This is a genomic window from Pseudomonas sp. 58 R 12 (assembly GCF_900005865.1).
In the GTDB taxonomy this organism is placed as follows: Bacteria; Pseudomonadota; Gammaproteobacteria; order Pseudomonadales; family Pseudomonadaceae; genus Aquipseudomonas; species Aquipseudomonas tritici.
The window spans coordinates 150,641-169,515 of the sequence record NZ_CVTP01000006.1 but is presented as its reverse complement, the minus strand read 5'-3'; the positions used below and the strand labels follow the sequence as shown (position 1 = coordinate 169,515).

The window sequence follows — 18,875 nt, the reverse complement described above, 5'->3', positions numbered from 1 at the left end:
GGCACCAGGAGCGTCCCTCATGAGCAGCACCTCTTCCGGCCAGAGCGCTGGGCAATTGGAAACACGTGGTATCGAACCGGTCCCGGAAAGCGAGTGTAACGGGCACCCGCTGCAACTGTTCTGGGTGTGGTTTGCGGCCAACATCAGCATTCTTGGCTTACCGCTTGGCGCGACGCTGGTGGCGTTTCGCGGCCTGGCGATCTGGCAGGCAATCATCGTGGCGATCCTCGGCGCTGCCGGTTCCTTTGCCGTGGTAGGCATCATCTCCATCGCCGGTCGGCGTGGCCGCGCGCCCAGCTTGACGCTGTCCCGCGCCATCTTTGGCGTGCGCGGCAATATCGGCCCAACGCTGGTGTCGCTGATGTCACGCCTGGGCTGGGAAACCGTCAACACCACCACAGCGGCCTTTGTCCTGCTGTCGTTGAGTTCGATCCTGTTCGGTTCTGCGGTGGAAGCGAAAAGCGCACCGGTACTCACCCTGATATTCATCGCGATCTTCGTGCTGCTGACCCTGGCCGTATCCGGCCTCGGACACGCCACCCTGCTGGTGATCCAGAAGTGGGCCACCTACGTGTTCGGCGCCTTGAACATTCTGGTCGGCGGCTTCCTTTGCGCCACTATCGATTGGAGCGCAGTGTTCAATGCCACGCCGGCACCGCTCAGCGCGATGATCATTGGCGTCGGCACCATGGCCGCGGGCACCGGTATCGGCTGGGCCAATGCCGGCGCCGACATGTCGCGCTACCAGCACCGCAGTGTAAAAGCTGCGCGCCTGGTGGCATCTGCCGCGTTTGGTGCGGGCATCCCGCTGGTGTTGCTGATCACCCTCGGCGGCCTGCTGTCGGTGGGCAATAACGACTTGGCGTCGGCCACTGACCCGATCATCGCGATCCGCGACATGCTGCCGACCTGGATGGCGGTCCCGTACCTGATCACGGCGTTCGGCGGGCTGCTGCTCTCCAACAACCTGTCGGTGTATTCGGCAGGCCTCACCACCTTGACCCTCGGTTTGAAGGTCAAGCGTGTGCACGCGGTGATCGTCGACATCGTGGCAATCTTCGCCGGTTCGATTTACTTCATGCTGATCGCCGACAGTTTCTATGGCCCATTTATCACGTTCATCTCGTTGCTGGCGGTGCCGATTACGGCCTGGGTCGGTATTTTCGTGGTCGACCTGATCCACCGTCACTACTACAGCCCCACGGACTTGCTGGACGTGAGCCCAAGCAGCGCCTATTGGTATCGCGGCGGTGTGGAGTGGCGCGCATTCGGCGCCTGGGCCCTCGCGATTGTGTTGGGCTTCAGCTTCACCACCATTGGCACCACCGCCGAAAACACCTGGTTCGCCGGGCCGTTGTCCGACTCGTGGCTGGGCCATAACGGCTTGGGCTGGATCGTCACCTTCCTGGTGGCCGGCGGGATTTATGCGCTACTGGGCGGCGCGGCTGACCGTCGCCCGGCTTTGGTAGAGAGCCCCAATGTCTAGATTGCTGCACACCGGCCAAGTCATCGTCGACCTAGTCATGGCCCTCGATACCTTGCCCGCATCCGGCGGCGACGTGCTGGCAAAATCGGCCAGCTTCGAAACCGGCGGGGGCTTCAATGTGATGGCCGCGGCCAAGCGCAATGGGCTGTCGGTGATCTATCTGGGGCGCCACGGCAACGGGCGCTTTGGCGACCTGGCCCGCGCAGCGATGCTGGCCGAAGGTGTGGAAATCGCCCAGGCGCCCAGCACGGATAAAGACACGGGGCTATGCGTTTCGCTGACCGAGGCCAGCACCGAGCGCACGTTCATTTCCCATATCGGCGCGGAAGGTGATTTGAGCGCTGAGGATCTGGCGGGCGTGGTGCCCCAATCGGACGATTACGTTTATGTCAGCGGTTACAGCCTGTTGCTGGAAGGCAAGGCCCAGGTGTTGGTCGACTGGCTGCTGGCGCTGCCCCGTCACATCACCGTCGTGTTCGACCCGGGCCCGCTGGTCAAGGCACCCGATTCTGCTCTGATGGTGGCCCTGCTGCCGCGTATCGATATCTGGACCAGCAATGGCCCGGAGGCGCTGGCGTTTACGGGGGCGGGTACGTTGGCGGATGCACTGGGCGACTTGAGGCACCATCTGCCCGAGACCGCATTGTTGGTGGTGCGTGATGGACCGAATGGTTGCTGGGTCAGCCGACAAGGCCAGGCCGACCATGTGCCGGGCTTCAAGGTGAAGGCGCTGGACAGCAATGGCGCGGGGGATGCCCATGCGGGGGTGTTTATCGCGGGGTTGGCGAATGGTCTTACACCCGCTGAAGCGGCGCAGCGGGCGAATGCGGCAGCGGCGCTGGCGGTGACACGCTGGGGACCAGCAACCTCACCTGGCACCGCTGAGGTCAATGCCCTGCTCACTGAATAAACCCAATCAAAATTGTGGGAGTCGGGCAAGCCCGGCTCCCACAGTGTTTTGCGGTGTGCCCTACATTACTGGGCGGTCTGACTTTCCAGCTTCCGCGCCTCATCCACCCCTGACGCCGTCAGCTTGATCGGCAGATTCAACGAATACTCCCCGGCATCATCGGTGGTCACATGCCCATCCTTGATAAGCCCGCGATCCTGCAGAAATGCCAAGGCACTGGCGACCACTTTTTCTCCGCGGTAGTTATCCAGCACTTCCTTGCCCAACCCTTGAGGGTGAGCGTGCAGCAGGCGGGTGAGGACTTCTTTTTCAAGGTCTTTATCGACGTTCATGCATACCTCTTCACTGGGAAATGATCGGGTGTCTGTAGAGCGATTCGCTGTTTATGGCGCAGGTTGTTTCGGCGCGCCTGGCAGGTTCGAATCATCACCTTTATTGATCTTCGGCTCATTCACGGATGGGCCCATTTTGCCGTTGCCGACGGCGGCAGGCGCCTGGCGTTCGGCGTCGTGGCCTTTGGTGTGCGGGTCAGCGCCATTGGTATTGTCGATGACCGCGCCGCCATTGGTATCCAGGCCAGTGCCCATGGATTTCTGCGACTCGCTGGTCGCGTCAGGCGTGGTGGTGCCGGTCGACGATGTGGCGGCAAAACTGCTCAGGGACACTGCCGACAGCAGGCCGGTGAGCGCGAGGGCAGCAAACGTGGAATTCTTCATGAGGGTGTCTCCATATGATTAATGTCCTTACCCTCTATTGGTCAGTGGACGTTTCCTGATCGTGCCTTGATGGCGACGAACGGTATCAAGTGACCTGTAAGATTTTGTGTGACGAGACTCGACGCCAGGCCAATCGCGCGACGCTGATTAACCAATTGCAGGTGGCCACCCCCAGCACGCTCATCATCAGCGCCGACAAGCCGTAGTCGACGATGAGCTTGCCCGCCAACCACGGAAACCCGAAGACTCCGACAAAATATGCCAGGCTGAACAGCAGCAACGCCTGGGACGTCATGCCGGATGGCGCCTCATGGGCCACCAGCCCGTTGATCACGGAATATGTCAGTCCGTACCCGACCCCCAACAGCGCCGCTGCCAGCAAATAGCTGAGGTTTCCGCTCACGCCAAAGGCAAACAGCGCGATCGACCCGAGCATGATCCCGGATAACACGCAGGCCGCCCGGTAGGCATCACGCTTGACCACAAAGCCGGCGATCAACAGGCGACTGGTGATTGCCGCACTCAGGAAACCCGCGAAGAACAGCGAATAATCCAGCCCATGGGCGGCGGCGTAGCTGGTCTGGAACGATGACAGCCCGCCAAATACGCAACCCCCCAGGCCGACCATCAGGATGGCGAACACCGCTTTGGAAGACAGCACTCGACGGCTGGCACCCCAGGAAATCTTTGCCGTGGGGACGTGGGTGTGATGCTTGAGCTGTGCGCCCATGCGCCAGAACATCACGACACCTGCCAGGCTGGCCAACCCGGCGATATAGAATGCGGTTGTCAGTGGCAGCTCCAGCGCGCTGGCGGCGCGCCCGAGCAGAGGGCCCGCGCCGATGCCGCTCAACATGCTGCCCGACAGCAGCGCAAAGTACTTGGCTCGATGGTGAGGCTCCACCAGCAACGTCACGATGATCGGTCCCAACGTGTAGAACACACCCCAGCCCAGCCCCAGTGACAGCCCAAAAAGCATCAAGCCTTGACCAAACCCCGGCACCAGCGCAAAACCCAGGCAGGCCACCACCAGCAATATGCCCGTCCCCGCAATCGCACGCGCCGCACCCAACGCATCCGCCAAATGCCCGGAAAGCACCACCGCCACGAAGGTACTGAGCATTGCCGTAGAGATCACGCTACCGGCATCGTGCTCATTGCCGCCGCGTGAATGAATCAACAGCGACAGCAAAAACGTCGAGCCGTAGGACAGCGACAGCAGGAAACTGGCAAGGCAGAACAGCGCGAAGGTTTTCGCGCTCACCGAGGGCATCGCAGGCATGGGCACGTCTCGAATTGTTGGAGGTGTGCCGTCTGTTTACCATGCCTGCCTGCGCGGATTGTTCTGTGGTTGATGGTGCTCGCATTGCTCCACAGCGGAGTAAAGCGCCCCGGCCCCAGTGAAAATGCACTGCAATCAGTCATGAAAGCGCCTTAGTATGTGTGCTTTGAAATTGCCAAGGCTCACCCATGACCATCGAGATTCGCCCCGCTGTGCCCAGCGATGCTGCGCAGATCCTGACGTTCATCACTGAATTGGCTGAGTACGAAAAAGCCCGGCATGAAGTGATCGCCAGCGTGGTGGACATTGAGCGCAGCCTGTTCAGCGAGGGCGCCACCGCCCACGGCCTGATCTGTTCACGCGATGGCGTGCCGATTGGGTTCGCGGTGTTTTTCTTCAGCTATTCCACGTGGTTGGGCAGCAACTGCCTGTACCTGGAAGACCTCTACATCAACCCGGAGCAACGCGGCGGCGGGGCGGGCAAGAAGCTGCTGCGCCATTTGGCGAAGATTGCTTTTGATAACGGTTGCGGGCGCTTTGAGTGGAGCGTGCTGGACTGGAACGAGCCGGCGATTGCCTTCTACAAATCCATCGGCGCGCAGCCGCAGGAAGAGTGGGTGCGCTATCGCATGGAAGGCGATGCCCTACGCGACTTCGCCCTCGGCTGAAGCACCCCTTCCAAAAAACACTGAAGATCAAAATGTGGGAGCGGGCTTGCTCGCGAATGCGGTGGATCAGTCAACTCATGTATGGCTGACCCACCGTATTCGCGAGCAAGCCCGCTCCCACATTCGATTTCGTTCGCCTTGAGGATCACCTATTAACTTCAGAGTTTAGCTCACTATATGGGATGCAAATTTATATATTGAGATATTTCAAACGATAGGTTTATAGTCGGCTGCATCAGCACTCACTACCAAAAATAAAACAGGTGAAGCGATGCAGGCACAACCGTTGTCACTCCCCGCCGTGCCCGAGCCCACCTACGGCGAGCGGCTCAAAGGCAAAGTGGTGATCATCACTGGCGCCGCCCAAGGCATTGGCGAGGCCATCGTCGCGTGTTTCCAGGCTCAGCAGGCGCGCCTGGTCATCGCCGATATCCAGGGTGAGAACGTCGAGCAAGTCGCCGCCCACTGGCGCGAACGCGGGGCTGACATCTATGCGCAAGCCGTCGACATTACGTCTAAAGATCAATGGCAGGCGCTGGTCAATCTGACCCTTGAGCGCTTCGGCCGCGTGGATGTGCTGGTCAACTGCGCCGGGGTCAATGTGTTCCGCGACCCGCTGGAAATGACCGACGAAGACTGGCGCCGCTGCTTCGCCATCGACCTCGACGGCGCCTGGTACGGCTGCCGCTCGGTGTTGCCGCACATGATCGAGCAGGGCATCGGCAACATCATCAACATTGCCTCCACCCATTCCAGCCACATCATTCCCGGCTGTTTTCCCTACCCCGTGGCCAAACACGGCCTGCTCGGCCTTACGCGGGCCCTCGGCATCGAGTACGCGCCCAAGGGCATTCGTGTGAATGCCATCGCGCCGGGCTATATCGAAACCCAGCTCAACGTCGACTACTGGAACGGCTTCGCCGACCCCCACGCCGAGCGCCAGCGCGCCTTCGACCTGCACCCGCCCAAGCGCATCGGCCAGCCGATCGAGGTGGCGATGACTGCATTGTTCCTGGCGACCGACGAGGCGCCCTTTATCAATGCCACCTGCCTGATGATCGATGGCGGGCGGTCTGTGATGTACCACGACTAAAACCTGCAGCGCTCAATAACAACAAGAGGTAGCTCATGTTCAAGAAGACTCTAGGCGCAGTAGCGCTTGCGATGGCGTTCAGCGGCGTGGCACTTGCCGAGGAAGTGAAGATCGGCTTTCTGGTCAAGCAGGCTGAAGAACCCTGGTTCCAGACCGAATGGGCCTTCGCCGAAAAAGCCGGTAAGGAACACGGTTTTACCGTGATCAAGATCGCCGTACCGGATGGCGAGAAAACCCTCTCGGCCATCGACAGCCTGGCCGCCAATGGCGCCAAGGGCTTTGTGATCTGCCCGCCGGACGTCTCCCTGGGCCCGGCCATCGTCGCCAAGGCCAAGGTCAACGGCTTGAAGGTGATGGCGGTGGATGATCGCTTTGTCGACGCCAAGGGCAACTTCATGGAAGACGTGCCATACCTGGGCATGGCCGCCTTTGAAGTCGGCCAGAAGCAGGGCGCCGCCATGGCCGCCGAAGCGAAGAAACGCGGCTGGGACTGGAAAGAAACCTACGCTGTGATCAACACCTATAACGAACTCGACACCGGCAAAAAACGCACCGACGGTTCGATCAAATCCCTTGAAGAGGCGGGTATTCCCAAAGACCACATCCTGACCGCTGCTCTCAAGACCCTTGATGTTCCCGGCAGCATGGACGCCACCAACTCAGCCCTGGTCAAGCTGCCCAGCGGCGCGAAAAACCTGATCATCGGCGGCATGAACGACAACACCGTACTGGGCGGCGTGCGCGCCACCGAAAGCGCTGGCTTCAAGGCGGCCAACGTGATCGGCATCGGCATCAATGGCACTGACGCCATCGGCGAATTGAAGAAAGCCGACAGCGGCTTCTTTGGCTCGATGCTGCCCAGCCCGCACATTGAGGGCTACAACACCGCGCTGGCGATGTACGAGTGGGTCACCACCGGCAAGGAACCGGCGAAATACACCGCCATGGACGAAGTAACCTTGATCACCCGCGCCAACTTCCAGGAAGAACTGACCAAAATCGGGCTGTGGAAATGACCGGCGCGGCCTTGCGCTTCAACGGCATCGGCAAGGAGTTTCCTGGGGTCAAGGCCCTGGCGCAGATCAGCTTTGAAGCGCGGCCGCGCGAGGTGCACGCGCTGATGGGCGAGAACGGCGCGGGCAAGTCGACGCTGCTGAAAATTCTCGGTGGTGCCTACATCCCCAACAGCGGCACGCTGCAAATCGGCGAGCAGACCATGGCCTTCAAGTGCGCGGCCGACAGCATCGCCAGCGGCGTGGCGGTGATCCACCAGGAGCTGCATCTGGTGCCGGAAATGACCGTGGCCGAGAACCTGTTCCTTGGGCATTTGCCGACGCGCTTTGGTGTGGTCAACCGCCGCCAGTTGCGCCAGCAGGCGTTGGCTTGCCTCAAGGGGCTGGCGGATGAAATCGACCCGGATGAAAAGCTCGGCCGCCTGTCCCTGGGGCAGCGCCAACTGGTAGAAATCGCCAAGGCGTTGTCCCGTGGTGCGCATGTGATCGCGTTTGATGAACCCACCAGCAGCCTGTCGGCGCGGGAGATCGACCGCTTGATGGCGATCATCACGCGGCTGCGCGATGAGGGCAAAGTGGTGCTCTACGTGTCGCACCGCATGGAAGAAGTATTCCGCATCTGCAACGCGGTCACGGTGTTCAAGGACGGCCGCTACGTGCGCACCTTTGATGACATGAGCGCGCTGACCCACGACCAGTTGGTGACCTGCATGGTCGGTCGCGATATCCAGGATATCTACGACTACCGTGCGCGTGAACGCGGCGAAGTGGCACTCAAGGTTCAGGGGCTGCTCGGTCCAGGGCTGCGTGAGCCGGTCAGTTTCCAAGTCCACAAGGGCGAGATTCTCGGCCTGTTCGGGCTGGTGGGGGCAGGGCGTACCGAGCTGTTTCGGCTTTTAAGCGGATTAACGCGTACGACCGCAGGGCACCTGGAATTGTGCGGCGAAAAACTGCAACTGCGCTCACCGCGCGATGCCATCGCCGCCGGCGTGCTGCTGTGCCCGGAAGACCGCAAGAAGGAAGGCATCATTCCGCTGTCCAGCGTCGCCGAGAACATCAATATCAGCGCACGCGGTGCCCATTCCGCCTTTGGCTGGCTGCTGCGCGACGGCTGGGAAACGCGCAACGCCGACCAGCAAATCAAGGCCATGAAGGTCAAAACGCCTAACGCCGAACAGAAAATCATGTACCTGTCCGGTGGCAATCAGCAGAAGGCCATTCTCGGCCGCTGGCTGTCGATGCCGATGAAAGTGCTGCTGCTGGATGAGCCGACCCGGGGCATCGATATCGGCGCCAAATCGGAGATCTACCAGATCATCCATAACTTGGCAGCCAGTGGCATCGCGGTGATTGTGGTGTCCAGCGACCTGATGGAAGTCATGGGGATTTCCGACCGCATCCTGGTGATGAGTGAAGGCGCCCTGACCGGCGAAGTGGCCCGCGATCAGGCGGATGAAGCACGGCTGTTGCAACTGGCTCTCCCGCGTTCGCGGGCTTGAAGATTTCGAGGTGAATGATGTCTGAGATAAAAACTGCAAAGGGCTTCTGGCCGGGTTTCAACCAGCGTAAGTTCCTGGACGATTGGGTGATGCTGTTGGCAGCACTCGGCATCTTTGTGCTCAGCGCGCTGTTTATCGACAACTTCCTTTCTCCGCTGAACATGCGCGGGCTGGGCCTGGCGATTTCTACGGTGGGCATTGCGGCGTGCACCATGCTGTTCTGCCTGGCGTCGGGCCACTTCGACTTGTCGGTGGGCTCGGTGATCGCCTGTGCCGGCGTGGTCGCGGGCATTGTGATTCGTGACACCGACAGCGTGGTCCTTGGCGTATCGGCGGCCTTGGCCATGGGCCTGGTGGTAGGGCTGATCAACGGCATCGTCATCGCCAAGCTGCGCATCAACGCGTTGATCGCGACGTTGGCGACCATGCAGATCGTGCGCGGCCTGGCGTACATCTTCTCCAACGGCAAGGCGGTCGGCGTGATGAACGAAGACTTCTTCGTCTTCGGCAACGGCCAACTGCTGGGTGTGCCAGTGCCGATCATCATCACCGTGCTGTGCTTTATGTTCTTCGGCTGGCTGCTCAACTACACCACCTACGGGCGCAACACCATGGCTATCGGCGGTAACCAGGAAGCCGCGTTGCTGGCGGGGGTAAACGTTGACCGGACCAAGATCATCATCTTTGCCGTGCATGGTTTGATTGGCGCCTTGGCCGGGGTGATTCTCGCGTCGCGCATGACCTCGGGTCAGCCGATGATTGGCCAGGGTTTTGAGCTGACAGTGATTTCTGCCTGTGTGCTGGGCGGGGTGTCGTTGAGCGGCGGCATCGGCATGATCCGCCATGTGATTGCCGGGGTGTTGATTCTGGCGATCATTGAGAATGCGATGAACCTGAAGAACATCGACACGTTTTACCAGTATGTGATCCGGGGCTCGATCCTGTTGCTGGCCGTCATCATCGACCGCATGAAGCAACGCTGACGTCCTGCCATGTGAAGATCAAAATGTGGGATCTCCTCTGCTCTGGAGGATGGTATTTGCCATAATGGCGCCGTTTTCGTACTTCCCAATAGGCCCGATATGCAGGAAAACGCCCACACCCCCACCAAAGATACCGCCCCCACCGGCACCCAGACCCTGCTGCGTGGCCTGGGCGTGGTACAGGCAGTGGCGGCCGGTGCGCGGGATCTGAAAGAGATCGCCCGGCGCATCGGCACCACCCGCAGCACCACCCACCGCCTGGCCAGTTGCCTGGTGGACGAGCGTTACCTGCGCGTGGTGCCCCAGGTCGGTTACCTGCTGGGGCCGAAGTTGATCGAATTGGGTTTTCAGGCGCGGGAAGAGTTGCCATTGGTGACCCTGGCCATCCCGTATCTGGACGAGCTCTCGGCCCTGACCGGTGACACCATTCACCTGGCTATTCGCGAATACGACGACGTGCTTTACCTGCACAAGAACCCTGGCCGCTACGGCCCGGAAATGCGTTCGCGGGTCGGTCATCGCATGCCGCTGGCACGGACCGGGGTTGGCAAGGCGATGTTGCTGGATGACTCGGCTGAGGAATGGCGGCGTCTCTACGAAGCCAGCTTGCCGGAGGGCGGCAAGAACCTGCAATGGCCGCAGCACCCGGAGCAATCCTGGGCGCAGTTTGAGCAGCGCATGCGTGAATACGTGGTGGGCGGTTATGCGTTCGACCTGGAAGACAACGAGCCGTCGATCCGCTGCGTGGCCGCACCGGTGCGCGATGCCAGCCGGCGAATCGTCGCCGGCATCAGCATCGCCAGTACCGTGCCCTACATGCCGCTGGAAAAAATGGCCGAGCTGATTCCTGTGATCAAACAGGTTGCAGCGCGCCTCTCCGCAGAATTGGGCGCCAAAACCTGACCCTCCCGTAGCAGCTGTCGAGCGCCAGCGAGGCTGCGTCAGCGGTGTACCTGACACACCTCAGACGCAGCCTCGCCAAGGCTCGACAGCGGCTACGGGCGAGTGTGGCTTAGACCTTCAGGGTCGCCATGTCGATGACAAAGCGGTACTTCACATCGCCGGCGATCATGCGGCTGTAGGCTTCGTTGATATGGCGGATATCGAGCATCTCGATGTCACAGCTGATGCCGTGCTCGGCGCAGAAATCCAGGACCTCCTGGGTTTCGGCAATGCCACCGATCAACGAACCAGCCAGCACTTTACGGCCCATGATCAGCTTGGCGGCGTTGACCGGCGGGTCGACCGGTTCGATCAGGCCGACCAGGATGTGCACGCCGTCAAAGCGCAATACGTCGAGGTAGGGGTTGAGGTCGTGCTGCACCGGGATGGTGTCCAGCAGGAAGTCGAAGTGCCCGGCGGCGGCTTTCATCTGCTCGGCGTCGGTGGACACGATCACGTGATCGGCACCCTGGCGACGGCCTTCTTCGGCCTTGCTCGCGGAGCGGGTGAACAAGGTCACTTCCGCGCCAATCGCCTTGGCCAGCTTGATGCCCATATGGCCCAGGCCGCCCATGCCCAGTACACCCACTTTGTCGCCGGCCTTGATGCCGTAGTGCTTGATCGGCGAATACATGGTGACGCCGGCGCACAGGATCGGCGCGGCGCTGGCCAGGTCGAGCTTGGCCGGGATCTTCACCACGAAGTGCTCGCTGACCACAATGCTGTCCGAGTAGCCGCCCATGGTATTGCTGCCGTCGACGCGGTCCGGGGTGGCGTAGGTCATGGTTGGACCTTCGAGGCAATATTGCTCCAGGTCGGCTTTGCACGCATCGCAATGACGGCACGAATCGACCATGCAGCCCACGCCGACCAGGTCGCCGACTTTGTGTGCGGTGACGTTGGCGCCAACAGCGGTGACCTTGCCGACAATCTCGTGGCCCGGCATCAGCGGGTACACGGCGATGCCCCATTCGTTGCGCGCCTGGTGGATATCGGAGTGGCACACGCCGCAGTACAGGATCTCGATAGCCACGTCATCCACGCGTGGGCTGCGGCGCTGAAAGGACATGGGGGCGAGGGGAGTGGTGGCCGACTGGGCGGCGTAACCGATGGCGGTGTACATGGGGAAACCTCGCAAAAGCAATGACAGGAGAGGCCGCGCATTTTCCGCACCGGGCCTTGATGCGGCCATGGTGATTGCTCCGAGTCTCATGCCTATTCGTCCGGGAGTGCCCCCTGATTGGATTTTTGTGCCGCCAGACCTGCGATGATGTTCTCATCCCTTTTTCGCGAAGTTTTTTGCCATGTTGTTGACTCGCCATCTCGACGCCAACGCCACGCTGGTTTCCTTGATTGAAGGCCTCACGCCGCGTGACGGTTTTTCTCCCACCCACCTGCCCGGCGTGCAGGTGCTGCGCGCCAGTTGCGACGTGGCGCGCGGCCCGCAGATCTATGAGCCGAGCCTGATGTTTGTGGCCCAGGGCAGCAAGGTCGCCTACCTGGGCCCGCGTACGCTGGAGTATGGCGCCGGGCATTACCTGATCCAGGCGATGCCGGTGCCGTTCGAGTGCGAGACGTTTGCCATGGCGCCGGATGCACCGCTTTTGGGGGTGACGGTGGGGATTGATCGCGTGGTGCTGGGCGAACTGGTGATGGCCATGGGCATTCAGGCCGGGCCGCCGCCGACGGCGCAGACGCTGGAGTCGATGAGTTCGGTGGTGCTCGATGATGCCATGCGCGGGTGTGTCGAACGGCTGTTGCAGTGCCTGCACGATCCGCTGGAAAGCCGGATCATGGGCCCGGCGCGGGTGCGCGAGTTATTGTTCACCGCGTTGCGCGGGCCGCAGGCCGATGTGCTGCGCGCGCTGGTCGAACAGCAAGGGCAGTTCTCGCGAATTGCCACGTCACTGAATCACCTGCATGCGCATTACGCCGAGCCGCTGAATATCGAGACGCTGGCGGGCTATGCGCACATGAGCGCGTCGACGTTTCATGAGCACTTCAAGCGCTGCACGCTGTTGTCGCCGGTGCAGTACCTGAAGCGTTTACGCTTGCTCAAGGCCCAGCAGTTGCTGCTGGTGGAAGGGATGGGGGTGGCGCAGGCGGCGCATAGCGTGGGGTATCAGAGTACGTCGCAGTTCAGCCGGGAATATAAGCGCTACTTCGAGCGCAACCCTGGTGAAGAGCGGGCTGCATAAATCTTAGTGATTCAACCCGGTCAATGTGGGAGCAGGCAAGCCAGCGCCCACATTTTGACCGAGTCGAGCACAAAAAAAGGCCCTCGCAATGAGGGCCTCGTTTTTCAAGCCGCTGACTTACATATTCGGATAAGTCGGCCCACCCGCGCCTTCCGGCGTCACCCAGGTAATGTTCTGCGAAGGGTCCTTGATGTCACAGGTCTTGCAGTGCACACAGTTCTGGGCGTTGATCTGGAAGCGCTTCTCGCCGTCTTCCTGGGTGATCACCTCATACACACCCGCCGGGCAATAGCGCTGCGCCGGTTCATCGTAGAGCGGCAGGTTGGTGCCGATCGGGATGCTCGGGTCTTTCAACTTCAAGTGGCACGGCTGCTCTTCTTCATGGTTGGTGCCAGAGATGAACACCGAGCTCAGCTTGTCGAAGCTCAGCTTGCCGTCGGGTTTCGGGTAGTCGATCTTCTTGCTGTCCTTGGCCAGCTTGAGGCAGGCGTAGTCCGGCTTGGTGTCGTGCAGGGTGAACGGCATTTTGCCGCCGAGGATGTTCTGGTCGAACCAGTTGAAGCCCGCGCCGATGATCGGGCCGAACTTGTGCATCGCCGGGCCGAAGTTACGGCTGGCGAACAGTTCTTCGTAAAGCCAGCTGGCTTTGAAGCTGTCGACGTACCCGGTCAGTTCATCACCGCCCTCGGAGTCGGCAAACAGGCGATCGGCCACGGCGTCGGCGGCGAGCATGCCGGACTTCATCGCGGTGTGGCTGCCTTTGATCTTGGCCACGTTCATGGTGCCCAGGTCGCAACCGATCAGTGCGCCGCCCTTGAAGATCATCTTCGGCAGCGAATTGATACCGCCTTTGGCCAAGGCACGGGCGCCGTAGCTGATGCGCTTGCCACCTTCCAGGTACTGGGCAAGCACCGGGTGATGCTTGAGGCGCTGGAACTCATCGAACGGCGACAGAAAGGTATTGCTGTAAGACAGGTCGACAATCAGGCCGACAACCACCTGGTTGTTTTCCAGGTGATAAAGGAACGAGCCACCGGTGTTCTCGTTGCCCATGATGTCCAGCGGCCAGCCGGCGGTGTGCACCACCAGGCCTGGCTGATGCTTGGCCGGGTCGATCTCCCAGATTTCCTTCAGGCCGATGCCGTAGTGCTGGGCGTCGGCATCGCTGGCCAGGTTGAAACGTTCGATCAGTTGCTTGCCGATGTGGCCACGGCAGCCTTCGGCGAACAGCGTGTATTTGCCACGCAGCTCCATACCCGGGGTGTATACGCCTTCTTTTGGATTGCCTTCGCGGTCGACGCCGAGGTCACCGGTGATAATCCCGCGCACCACGCCGTTCTCGTCGAACAGCGCTTCCTGGGCGGCGAAGCCTGGGTAGACTTCCACGCAAAGGTTCTCGGCCTGCTGGGCGAGCCAGCGGCACAGGTTGCCCAGGGAGATGATGTAGTTGCCTTCGTTGTGCATGGTCTTGGGCACAAAGAAGTCAGGCACCTTGGTGGAAGCGTCCGGGCTGCGCAGTACATAAATGTCATCGCGCACCACGGGGGTGTTGAGCGGGGCACCGAGTGCTTTCCAGTCCGGGAACAGTTCGTTCAGGGCGCGTGGTTCAAACACGGCACCGGAGAGGATGTGTGCGCCGACTTCGGAGCCTTTTTCAACCACGCAGACGCTGATTTCCTTACCGGCTTCGGCGGCCTTCTGCTTCAGTCGGCAGGCGGCAGACAGGCCCGCCGGGCCAGCGCCGACGATGACCACGTCGAATTCCATGTATTCGCGTTCCACAGGCTATCTCCTACTCAAGGCTCAACAGGCTTTTTTTTCTAATGGGTGGAGGTTCGGTGTCGTCTGGCGCGAGGGCCGGACCCACCTTTCTCTCTAGGTGGCGCATTATATATAGACCACTGCTAGCGTCCAATACAAACGTTTGTTTGAATTGCCCGCAGGCTAGGAAAATCAAAGAGGCGCGGCTTATGACTGGCTATTTTGCCGTATTGACCAGAATAGGTGTTCCGGTCAATATACGGTCGGTTTCGCGCTTACCGTAGGCAGACTGCAGGTTTCAAGAGCACGTCCAAAAGCAAGACAGGTGACGCGTGCCCAAACTTTGGCGCGCAGTTTACACGCTGCGATAAAGAATGACCTCTCAGTCACCACTGACGAACGGTCATCATTTCCCGTGAGCCAGGTCACTCGCCGAGGTTTTTGGAGGTGCCCTTGTGTGCCGATGAGCATCAACCGCCAGGTTCGCCTAGGCGACTTTCTTTTCACCGGAGAGTAACGAGGAATCCATGAAGGTTCTTGTAGCTGTCAAACGCGTTGTCGATTACAACGTGAAAGTTCGCGTCAAGGCGGACAATTCCGGCGTCGACCTTGCTAACGTCAAAATGTCGATGAACCCTTTCTGCGAAATCGCTGTGGAAGAAGCCGTCCGCCTGAAAGAGAAAGGCGTGGCGACTGAAATCGTCGTGGTTTCCATCGGTCCTACCACTGCTCAAGAGCAGCTGCGTACCGCTCTGGCACTGGGCGCCGACCGCGCTATCCTGGTCGAGTCCGCTGAAGACCTGACCTCCCTGGCCGTGGCCAAGTTGCTCAAGGCCGTTGTCGACAAGGAACAGCCTCAGCTGGTGATCCTTGGTAAACAAGCCATCGACAGCGACAACAACCAGACCGGCCAGATGCTGGCTGCACTGACCGGTTACGGCCAGGGCACCTTCGCGTCGAAAGTCGAAGTAAGCGGCGACAGCGTAGCTGTAACCCGTGAAATCGACGGCGGCGCACAGACCGTTTCGCTGAAACTGCCGGCCATCGTGACCACCGACCTGCGTTTGAACGAGCCGCGCTACGCGTCCCTGCCAAACATCATGAAAGCCAAGAAGAAGCCTCTCGAAGTGCTGACGCCTGACGCTTTGGGCGTTTCCACCGCCTCCACCAACAAGACCGTAAAAGTTGAAGCGCCGGCTGCTCGCAGCGCAGGCATCAAGGTCAAGTCGGTGGCTGAACTGGTCGAGAAACTGAAAAACGAAGCGAAGGTGATCTGATCATGACTATCCTCGTAATCGCCGAACACGATAACAAGGTGCTGGCTCCGGCCACCCTGAACACCGTGGCTGCCGCCGCTAAAATCGGTGGCGACATTCACGTACTGGTTGCCGGCCAGGGCGCTGGCGCCGTGGCTGAAGCCGCTGCGAAAATCGCCGGTGTGAGCAAAGTACTGGTCGCCGACAACGCGGCCTACGCTCATCAACTGCCGGAAAACGTCGCGCCGCTGGTAGCTGAGCTGGGCGCTGGCTACAGCCACATTCTGGCTGCCGCGACCTCCAACGGCAAAAACATCCTGCCACGCGTTGCCGCGCAGCTGGACGTCGACCAGATCTCCGAGATCATCTCGGTCGAAAGCGCCGACACCTTCAAGCGCCCGATCTACGCCGGTAACGCCATTGCCACCGTGCAATCGACTGCTTCGGTAAAAGTCATCACCGTACGTGCCACCGGTTTCGACCCGGTTGCCGCCGAAGGTGGTTCGGCTGCCGTTGAAGCTGTTGCGGCTGCCCACGACGCTGGTACTTCCAGCTTTGTTGGCGAAGAGCTGGCCAAGTCGGATCGTCCTGAGCTGACCGCTGCCAAGATCGTCGTTTCGGGCGGGCGTGGCATGCAGAACGGTGACAACTTCAAGCACCTGTATGCCCTGGCTGACAAGCTGGGTGCTGCGGTCGGCGCTTCCCGCGCGGCCGTCGACGCAGGTTTCGTACCCAACGATATGCAGGTCGGCCAGACCGGCAAAATCGTTGCGCCACAGCTGTACATCGCCGTCGGTATTTCTGGCGCGATCCAGCACTTGGCCGGTATGAAAGACTCCAAAGTAATCGTCGCGATCAACAAGGACGAAGAAGCACCGATCTTCCAGGTGGCTGATTACGGCCTGGTGGCGGACTTGTTCGAAGCCGTACCTGAGTTGGAGAAGCTGGTCTAATCCAGTCGCTTCACTTATAAAGAGCCCGGTCTTATGACCGGGCTTTTTTTGCGGCCTCTTTTTTGAACACCGGAGAGCTTCGCCATGGAACTGCGCCCCTGGAGCGTTTTGCTGGGCCTCACGCTGCTGCCGACGCTGTCGCTGGCGGCGGGCAAATGCGATCGCCTGGTGATCACCGGCAGCCCGGACACACCCCCTTTGCTCTGGCGCGACCCGCAGGACCCCACGCACCTGATCGGCGCCACCGCCGATGTGTTGCAACAAGTGGGCAAGGACCTCGGGTTAAAAATCGACCTGCTCTACGGCGGCAAGCGTTCCCTGGCCCTGGATGAAGTGCGCAGTGGGCGCATGGACATCCTCGCCGATGCGCCGCTGAACTTGGGTGAGCTGGAAACCCTCGACTACATCCACCCGGCGCTGGTGCAGCTCGACTATCTGGTCTGGACGCGCAAGGATTCGGCGCTGGCCTACACCACAGCCGCCGATCTGCATGGGCACAAGGGCGCCGTGTCCGAGCGGGCGCGCCTCAGCGCGGGCTTCGAGACCTTCGCCGGCCAGCAATTGACCTTGCAACGCCTGCCATCCCTGACGCCAGCGTTTCAGAAACTGCTGCTGGGCGAGGTGGACTATGTGCTCGCCGGGCGTTATCCCGGCATGGCCATGGCGCAGACCTTGGGCATGAGCAACGACCTGGTCGCCCGCGATGTGCCGATCGATCAGCCGGGCCTGTACCTGGCGATTTCACACAACTCGGCCTGCAATGATCCGTGGTTGCGCGGACAGCTTGCTAAAAAGATGACAGAATTGCCGACGTCCGGTGTGGCGGAAGCGGCGCTGCAGCGCAATCTGGAGCGCTGGAAAGCACAATTGCAGCAACCCGTCGGCACCCCAACAAAGTAGGGATTTTCAGTGACTCTTCGACCTCTTTTCGCGGCCCTCGCCGTTGTCGCTCTGGCGGGATGTGCAGCCGATCCTGCGCCGAATGAACAAATGCGCCTGACCCAGCAAGCCTTGGAGCAAGCCAGTGCCGTGGGTGCCAACGCGGATGAATCGCCTGAATTGAAATTGGCCGAAGCTAAATTCGCCCGAGCCAAGTCGAGCATGGCCGACGAATCCTACAAAAACGCGCGTATGCGTTTCGAGCAAGCCGAGCTGGACGCACGCCTGGCCGAAGCCAAGGTGCTGACGCGCAAGAGCCAGGAACAACTGAACGTGCTCAACACCCGTATCACCCGCCTGCGCAAGCAATTGCAGTTGGGGGAAGCCCAATGAGCCCGATGATCCGCGGTTTGAGTGGTGCCGTGCTGCTGGGCACTGCCGTGCTGGGCGGTTGCGCCAGCCATCCCGATAGCGAACAGGCCTTGCAACAGGCGGGCACTGACTTCCAGAAGGTCAAGGAAGACGCCAATGTATTGCGCATCGCCCCTAAGGACGTGATCCGTGCCGGTGAATCCCTGGCCCGTGCCGACCGCTTGTCCAGTTACTGGGGCAGCGGCTCCGACGTCGTGCATTACGCCTACCTGAGCCAGCGCTACAGCGCCATTGCCCGTGAGCACACCGAGCAGGCGCTCAACGAAGAGCGCGCCGCCAAGCTGGAGCTGGAACGCCAGCGCCTGCAACTGGCCCTGCGTGAAAGCAAGCTGATCAGCGTGCAGCAGCAGGGCAAGTGGCTCGAAGAACAGATCGCCAGCCTGGCCACCACCCAGACCGATCGCGGCCTGGTGATGACGTTGGGCGACGTGCTGTTCGATACCGGTGTGGCAGAACTGAAAAACTCGGCCAACCGCACTGTGCTGAAAATCGTACAGTTCCTGCAATTGAACCCCAAGCGCGTGGTGCGCATCGAGGGTTATGCCGACAACACGGGCGGTGAGCGGGAAAATCTGAAACTGTCCCGCGACCGTGCGCAGTCGGTGGCGGATGTGCTGGTGGACCTGGGTATCGACGAAAAGCGCATCCAGGTTGAAGGTTATGGTGACCAGTTCCCGGTGGAGGCCAATGCTTCCGAGCGGGGCAGGGCGCAGAACCGTCGGGTAGAGATCGTCTTCTCGGACGAGAAGGGCCAATTGGGCGCCGCTCGCTAGGCGTCTGGCACCAGTCAAAATGTGGGAGCTG

19 protein-coding genes are annotated in these 18,875 nt (G+C 60.7%); 14 read left to right on the top strand and 5 right to left on the bottom strand.

The genetic code is table 11. The features are described 5' to 3' along the window. Window positions 1-19: 19 nt before the first annotated feature. Together BFP95_RS03035 and BFP95_RS03030 are read left to right on the top strand one after the other, a co-directional pair. The gene (locus tag BFP95_RS03035; protein WP_065909247.1) at window positions 20-1,486 is read left to right on the top strand and encodes a purine-cytosine permease family protein; all 1,467 of its coding nucleotides are present in this window, start codon (window positions 20-22) and stop codon (window positions 1,484-1,486) included. Further along, the gene (locus BFP95_RS03030; RefSeq protein ID WP_065873956.1) at window positions 1,479-2,396 is read left to right on the top strand and encodes a PfkB family carbohydrate kinase; all 918 of its coding nucleotides are present in this window, start codon (window positions 1,479-1,481) and stop codon (window positions 2,394-2,396) included. The genes BFP95_RS03035 and BFP95_RS03030 overlap by 8 nt, the downstream gene beginning before the upstream one ends. Before the next feature lie 65 nt (window positions 2,397-2,461). Here the strand turns inward: BFP95_RS03030 and BFP95_RS03025 are convergent, their stop codons facing one another. The 3 genes from BFP95_RS03025 to BFP95_RS03015 form a co-directional block, all read right to left on the bottom strand. Continuing rightward, window positions 2,462-2,728 carry a hypothetical protein gene (locus tag BFP95_RS03025; RefSeq protein WP_065873955.1) on the bottom strand — a complete coding sequence of 89 codons (267 nt, stop codon included), beginning with the start codon at window positions 2,726-2,728 and terminating at the stop codon, window positions 2,462-2,464. A 51-nt stretch (window positions 2,729-2,779) separates the two neighbouring features. Beyond that, entirely contained in the window at window positions 2,780-3,112 is a 333-nt protein-coding gene (locus tag BFP95_RS03020; protein WP_065873954.1) for a hypothetical protein, read from the bottom strand. An 85-nt stretch (window positions 3,113-3,197) separates the two neighbouring features. Further along, complete coding sequence (locus BFP95_RS03015; protein WP_065873953.1) at window positions 3,198-4,394, bottom strand: MFS transporter; 1,197 nt, start codon at window positions 4,392-4,394, stop codon at window positions 3,198-3,200. 188 nt (window positions 4,395-4,582) lie between these two features. On the opposite strand from BFP95_RS03015, the gene BFP95_RS03010 reads away from it, so the two are divergent. The 6 genes from BFP95_RS03010 to BFP95_RS02985 all read left to right on the top strand — a co-directional run bounded on the left by BFP95_RS03010 (window position 4,583) and on the right by BFP95_RS02985 (window position 10,553). Beyond that, window positions 4,583-5,062 carry a GNAT family N-acetyltransferase gene (locus BFP95_RS03010; protein ID WP_034099874.1) on the top strand — a complete coding sequence of 160 codons (480 nt, stop codon included), beginning with the start codon at window positions 4,583-4,585 and terminating at the stop codon, window positions 5,060-5,062. Window positions 5,063-5,333: 271 nt separating this feature from the next. After that, window positions 5,334-6,155 carry an SDR family oxidoreductase gene (locus BFP95_RS03005; protein WP_065873952.1) on the top strand — a complete coding sequence of 274 codons (822 nt, stop codon included), beginning with the start codon at window positions 5,334-5,336 and terminating at the stop codon, window positions 6,153-6,155. 35 nt (window positions 6,156-6,190) lie between these two features. Next, window positions 6,191-7,171: a substrate-binding domain-containing protein gene (locus BFP95_RS03000; RefSeq protein ID WP_049711944.1), complete on the top strand. Its 981-nt coding sequence runs from the start codon at window positions 6,191-6,193 to the stop codon at window positions 7,169-7,171. Further along, window positions 7,168-8,667: an L-arabinose ABC transporter ATP-binding protein AraG gene (gene araG / locus BFP95_RS02995; protein ID WP_065873951.1), complete on the top strand. Its 1,500-nt coding sequence runs from the start codon at window positions 7,168-7,170 to the stop codon at window positions 8,665-8,667. The genes BFP95_RS03000 and araG overlap by 4 nt, the downstream gene beginning before the upstream one ends. 17 nt (window positions 8,668-8,684) lie before the next feature. Further along, a complete protein-coding gene (araH, locus tag BFP95_RS02990) occupies window positions 8,685-9,650 on the top strand; it encodes an L-arabinose ABC transporter permease AraH (RefSeq protein WP_065874020.1) in 966 nt (321 codons plus the stop codon). Between the two features lie 99 nt (window positions 9,651-9,749). Continuing rightward, window positions 9,750-10,553, top strand: a complete 804-nt coding sequence (locus BFP95_RS02985) for an IclR family transcriptional regulator (protein WP_065873950.1) — start codon at window positions 9,750-9,752, stop codon at window positions 10,551-10,553. Between the two features lie 109 nt (window positions 10,554-10,662). Here BFP95_RS02985 and BFP95_RS02980 read toward each other — a convergent pair whose 3' ends face one another. Beyond that, a complete protein-coding gene (locus tag BFP95_RS02980; protein ID WP_065873949.1) occupies window positions 10,663-11,715 on the bottom strand; it encodes an NAD(P)-dependent alcohol dehydrogenase in 1,053 nt (350 codons plus the stop codon). A gap of 181 nt (window positions 11,716-11,896) precedes the next feature. Between BFP95_RS02980 and BFP95_RS02975 the strand changes: the two genes are divergently transcribed. Continuing rightward, window positions 11,897-12,790, top strand: a complete 894-nt coding sequence (locus BFP95_RS02975; protein WP_049711947.1) for an AraC family transcriptional regulator — start codon at window positions 11,897-11,899, stop codon at window positions 12,788-12,790. Between the two features lie 117 nt (window positions 12,791-12,907). On the opposite strand, the gene BFP95_RS02970 is transcribed toward BFP95_RS02975, so the two are convergent. After that, entirely contained in the window at window positions 12,908-14,572 is a 1,665-nt protein-coding gene (locus BFP95_RS02970) for an electron transfer flavoprotein-ubiquinone oxidoreductase (protein WP_065909245.1), read from the bottom strand. Window positions 14,573-15,078: 506 nt separating this feature from the next. Between BFP95_RS02970 and BFP95_RS02965 the strand changes: the two genes are divergently transcribed. From BFP95_RS02965 to BFP95_RS02945, 5 genes are all read left to right on the top strand, one after another. Continuing rightward, window positions 15,079-15,828 carry an electron transfer flavoprotein subunit beta/FixA family protein gene (locus tag BFP95_RS02965; protein ID WP_032887429.1) on the top strand — a complete coding sequence of 250 codons (750 nt, stop codon included), beginning with the start codon at window positions 15,079-15,081 and terminating at the stop codon, window positions 15,826-15,828. A gap of 2 nt (window positions 15,829-15,830) precedes the next feature. Continuing rightward, window positions 15,831-16,760, top strand: coding sequence for an electron transfer flavoprotein subunit alpha/FixB family protein (locus BFP95_RS02960; protein WP_065873947.1), 930 nt, complete (start codon window positions 15,831-15,833; stop codon window positions 16,758-16,760). An 84-nt stretch (window positions 16,761-16,844) separates the two neighbouring features. Next, complete coding sequence (locus BFP95_RS02955; RefSeq protein WP_065873946.1) at window positions 16,845-17,660, top strand: substrate-binding periplasmic protein; 816 nt, start codon at window positions 16,845-16,847, stop codon at window positions 17,658-17,660. 9 nt (window positions 17,661-17,669) lie between these two features. Continuing rightward, window positions 17,670-18,032 (top strand): DUF4398 domain-containing protein, encoded by a 363-nt coding sequence (locus BFP95_RS02950; RefSeq protein ID WP_049711951.1) that lies wholly within the window; start codon window positions 17,670-17,672, stop codon window positions 18,030-18,032. Next, on the top strand, window positions 18,029-18,844 hold the full coding sequence (locus BFP95_RS02945; RefSeq protein ID WP_065873945.1) for an OmpA family protein: 816 nt from the start codon (window positions 18,029-18,031) through the stop codon (window positions 18,842-18,844). Before BFP95_RS02950 ends, BFP95_RS02945 begins: the two co-directional genes overlap by 4 nt. Window positions 18,845-18,875 lie beyond the last annotated feature (31 nt).

Bases quoted from the DNA above. Each gene is read 5' to 3' on its own strand.
- BFP95_RS03035 (WP_065909247.1), top strand. From the start codon at position 20: ATGAGCAGCACCTCTTCCGGCCAGAGCGCTGGGCAATTGGAAACACGT.
- BFP95_RS03030 (WP_065873956.1), top strand. From the start codon at position 1,479: ATGTCTAGATTGCTGCACACCGGCCAAGTCATCGTCGACCTAGTCATG.
- BFP95_RS03025 (WP_065873955.1), bottom strand. From the start codon at position 2,728: ATGAACGTCGATAAAGACCTTGAAAAAGAAGTCCTCACCCGCCTGCTG.
- BFP95_RS03020 (WP_065873954.1), bottom strand. From the start codon at position 3,112: ATGAAGAATTCCACGTTTGCTGCCCTCGCGCTCACCGGCCTGCTGTCG.
- BFP95_RS03015 (WP_065873953.1), bottom strand. From the start codon at position 4,394: ATGCCTGCGATGCCCTCGGTGAGCGCGAAAACCTTCGCGCTGTTCTGC.
- BFP95_RS03010 (WP_034099874.1), top strand. From the start codon at position 4,583: ATGACCATCGAGATTCGCCCCGCTGTGCCCAGCGATGCTGCGCAGATC.
- BFP95_RS03005 (WP_065873952.1), top strand. From the start codon at position 5,334: ATGCAGGCACAACCGTTGTCACTCCCCGCCGTGCCCGAGCCCACCTAC.
- BFP95_RS03000 (WP_049711944.1), top strand. From the start codon at position 6,191: ATGTTCAAGAAGACTCTAGGCGCAGTAGCGCTTGCGATGGCGTTCAGC.
- araG (WP_065873951.1), top strand. From the start codon at position 7,168: ATGACCGGCGCGGCCTTGCGCTTCAACGGCATCGGCAAGGAGTTTCCT.
- araH (WP_065874020.1), top strand. From the start codon at position 8,685: ATGTCTGAGATAAAAACTGCAAAGGGCTTCTGGCCGGGTTTCAACCAG.
- BFP95_RS02985 (WP_065873950.1), top strand. From the start codon at position 9,750: ATGCAGGAAAACGCCCACACCCCCACCAAAGATACCGCCCCCACCGGC.
- BFP95_RS02980 (WP_065873949.1), bottom strand. From the start codon at position 11,715: ATGTACACCGCCATCGGTTACGCCGCCCAGTCGGCCACCACTCCCCTC.
- BFP95_RS02975 (WP_049711947.1), top strand. From the start codon at position 11,897: ATGTTGTTGACTCGCCATCTCGACGCCAACGCCACGCTGGTTTCCTTG.
- BFP95_RS02965 (WP_032887429.1), top strand. From the start codon at position 15,079: ATGAAGGTTCTTGTAGCTGTCAAACGCGTTGTCGATTACAACGTGAAA.
- BFP95_RS02960 (WP_065873947.1), top strand. From the start codon at position 15,831: ATGACTATCCTCGTAATCGCCGAACACGATAACAAGGTGCTGGCTCCG.
- BFP95_RS02955 (WP_065873946.1), top strand. From the start codon at position 16,845: ATGGAACTGCGCCCCTGGAGCGTTTTGCTGGGCCTCACGCTGCTGCCG.
- BFP95_RS02945 (WP_065873945.1), top strand. From the start codon at position 18,029: ATGAGCCCGATGATCCGCGGTTTGAGTGGTGCCGTGCTGCTGGGCACT.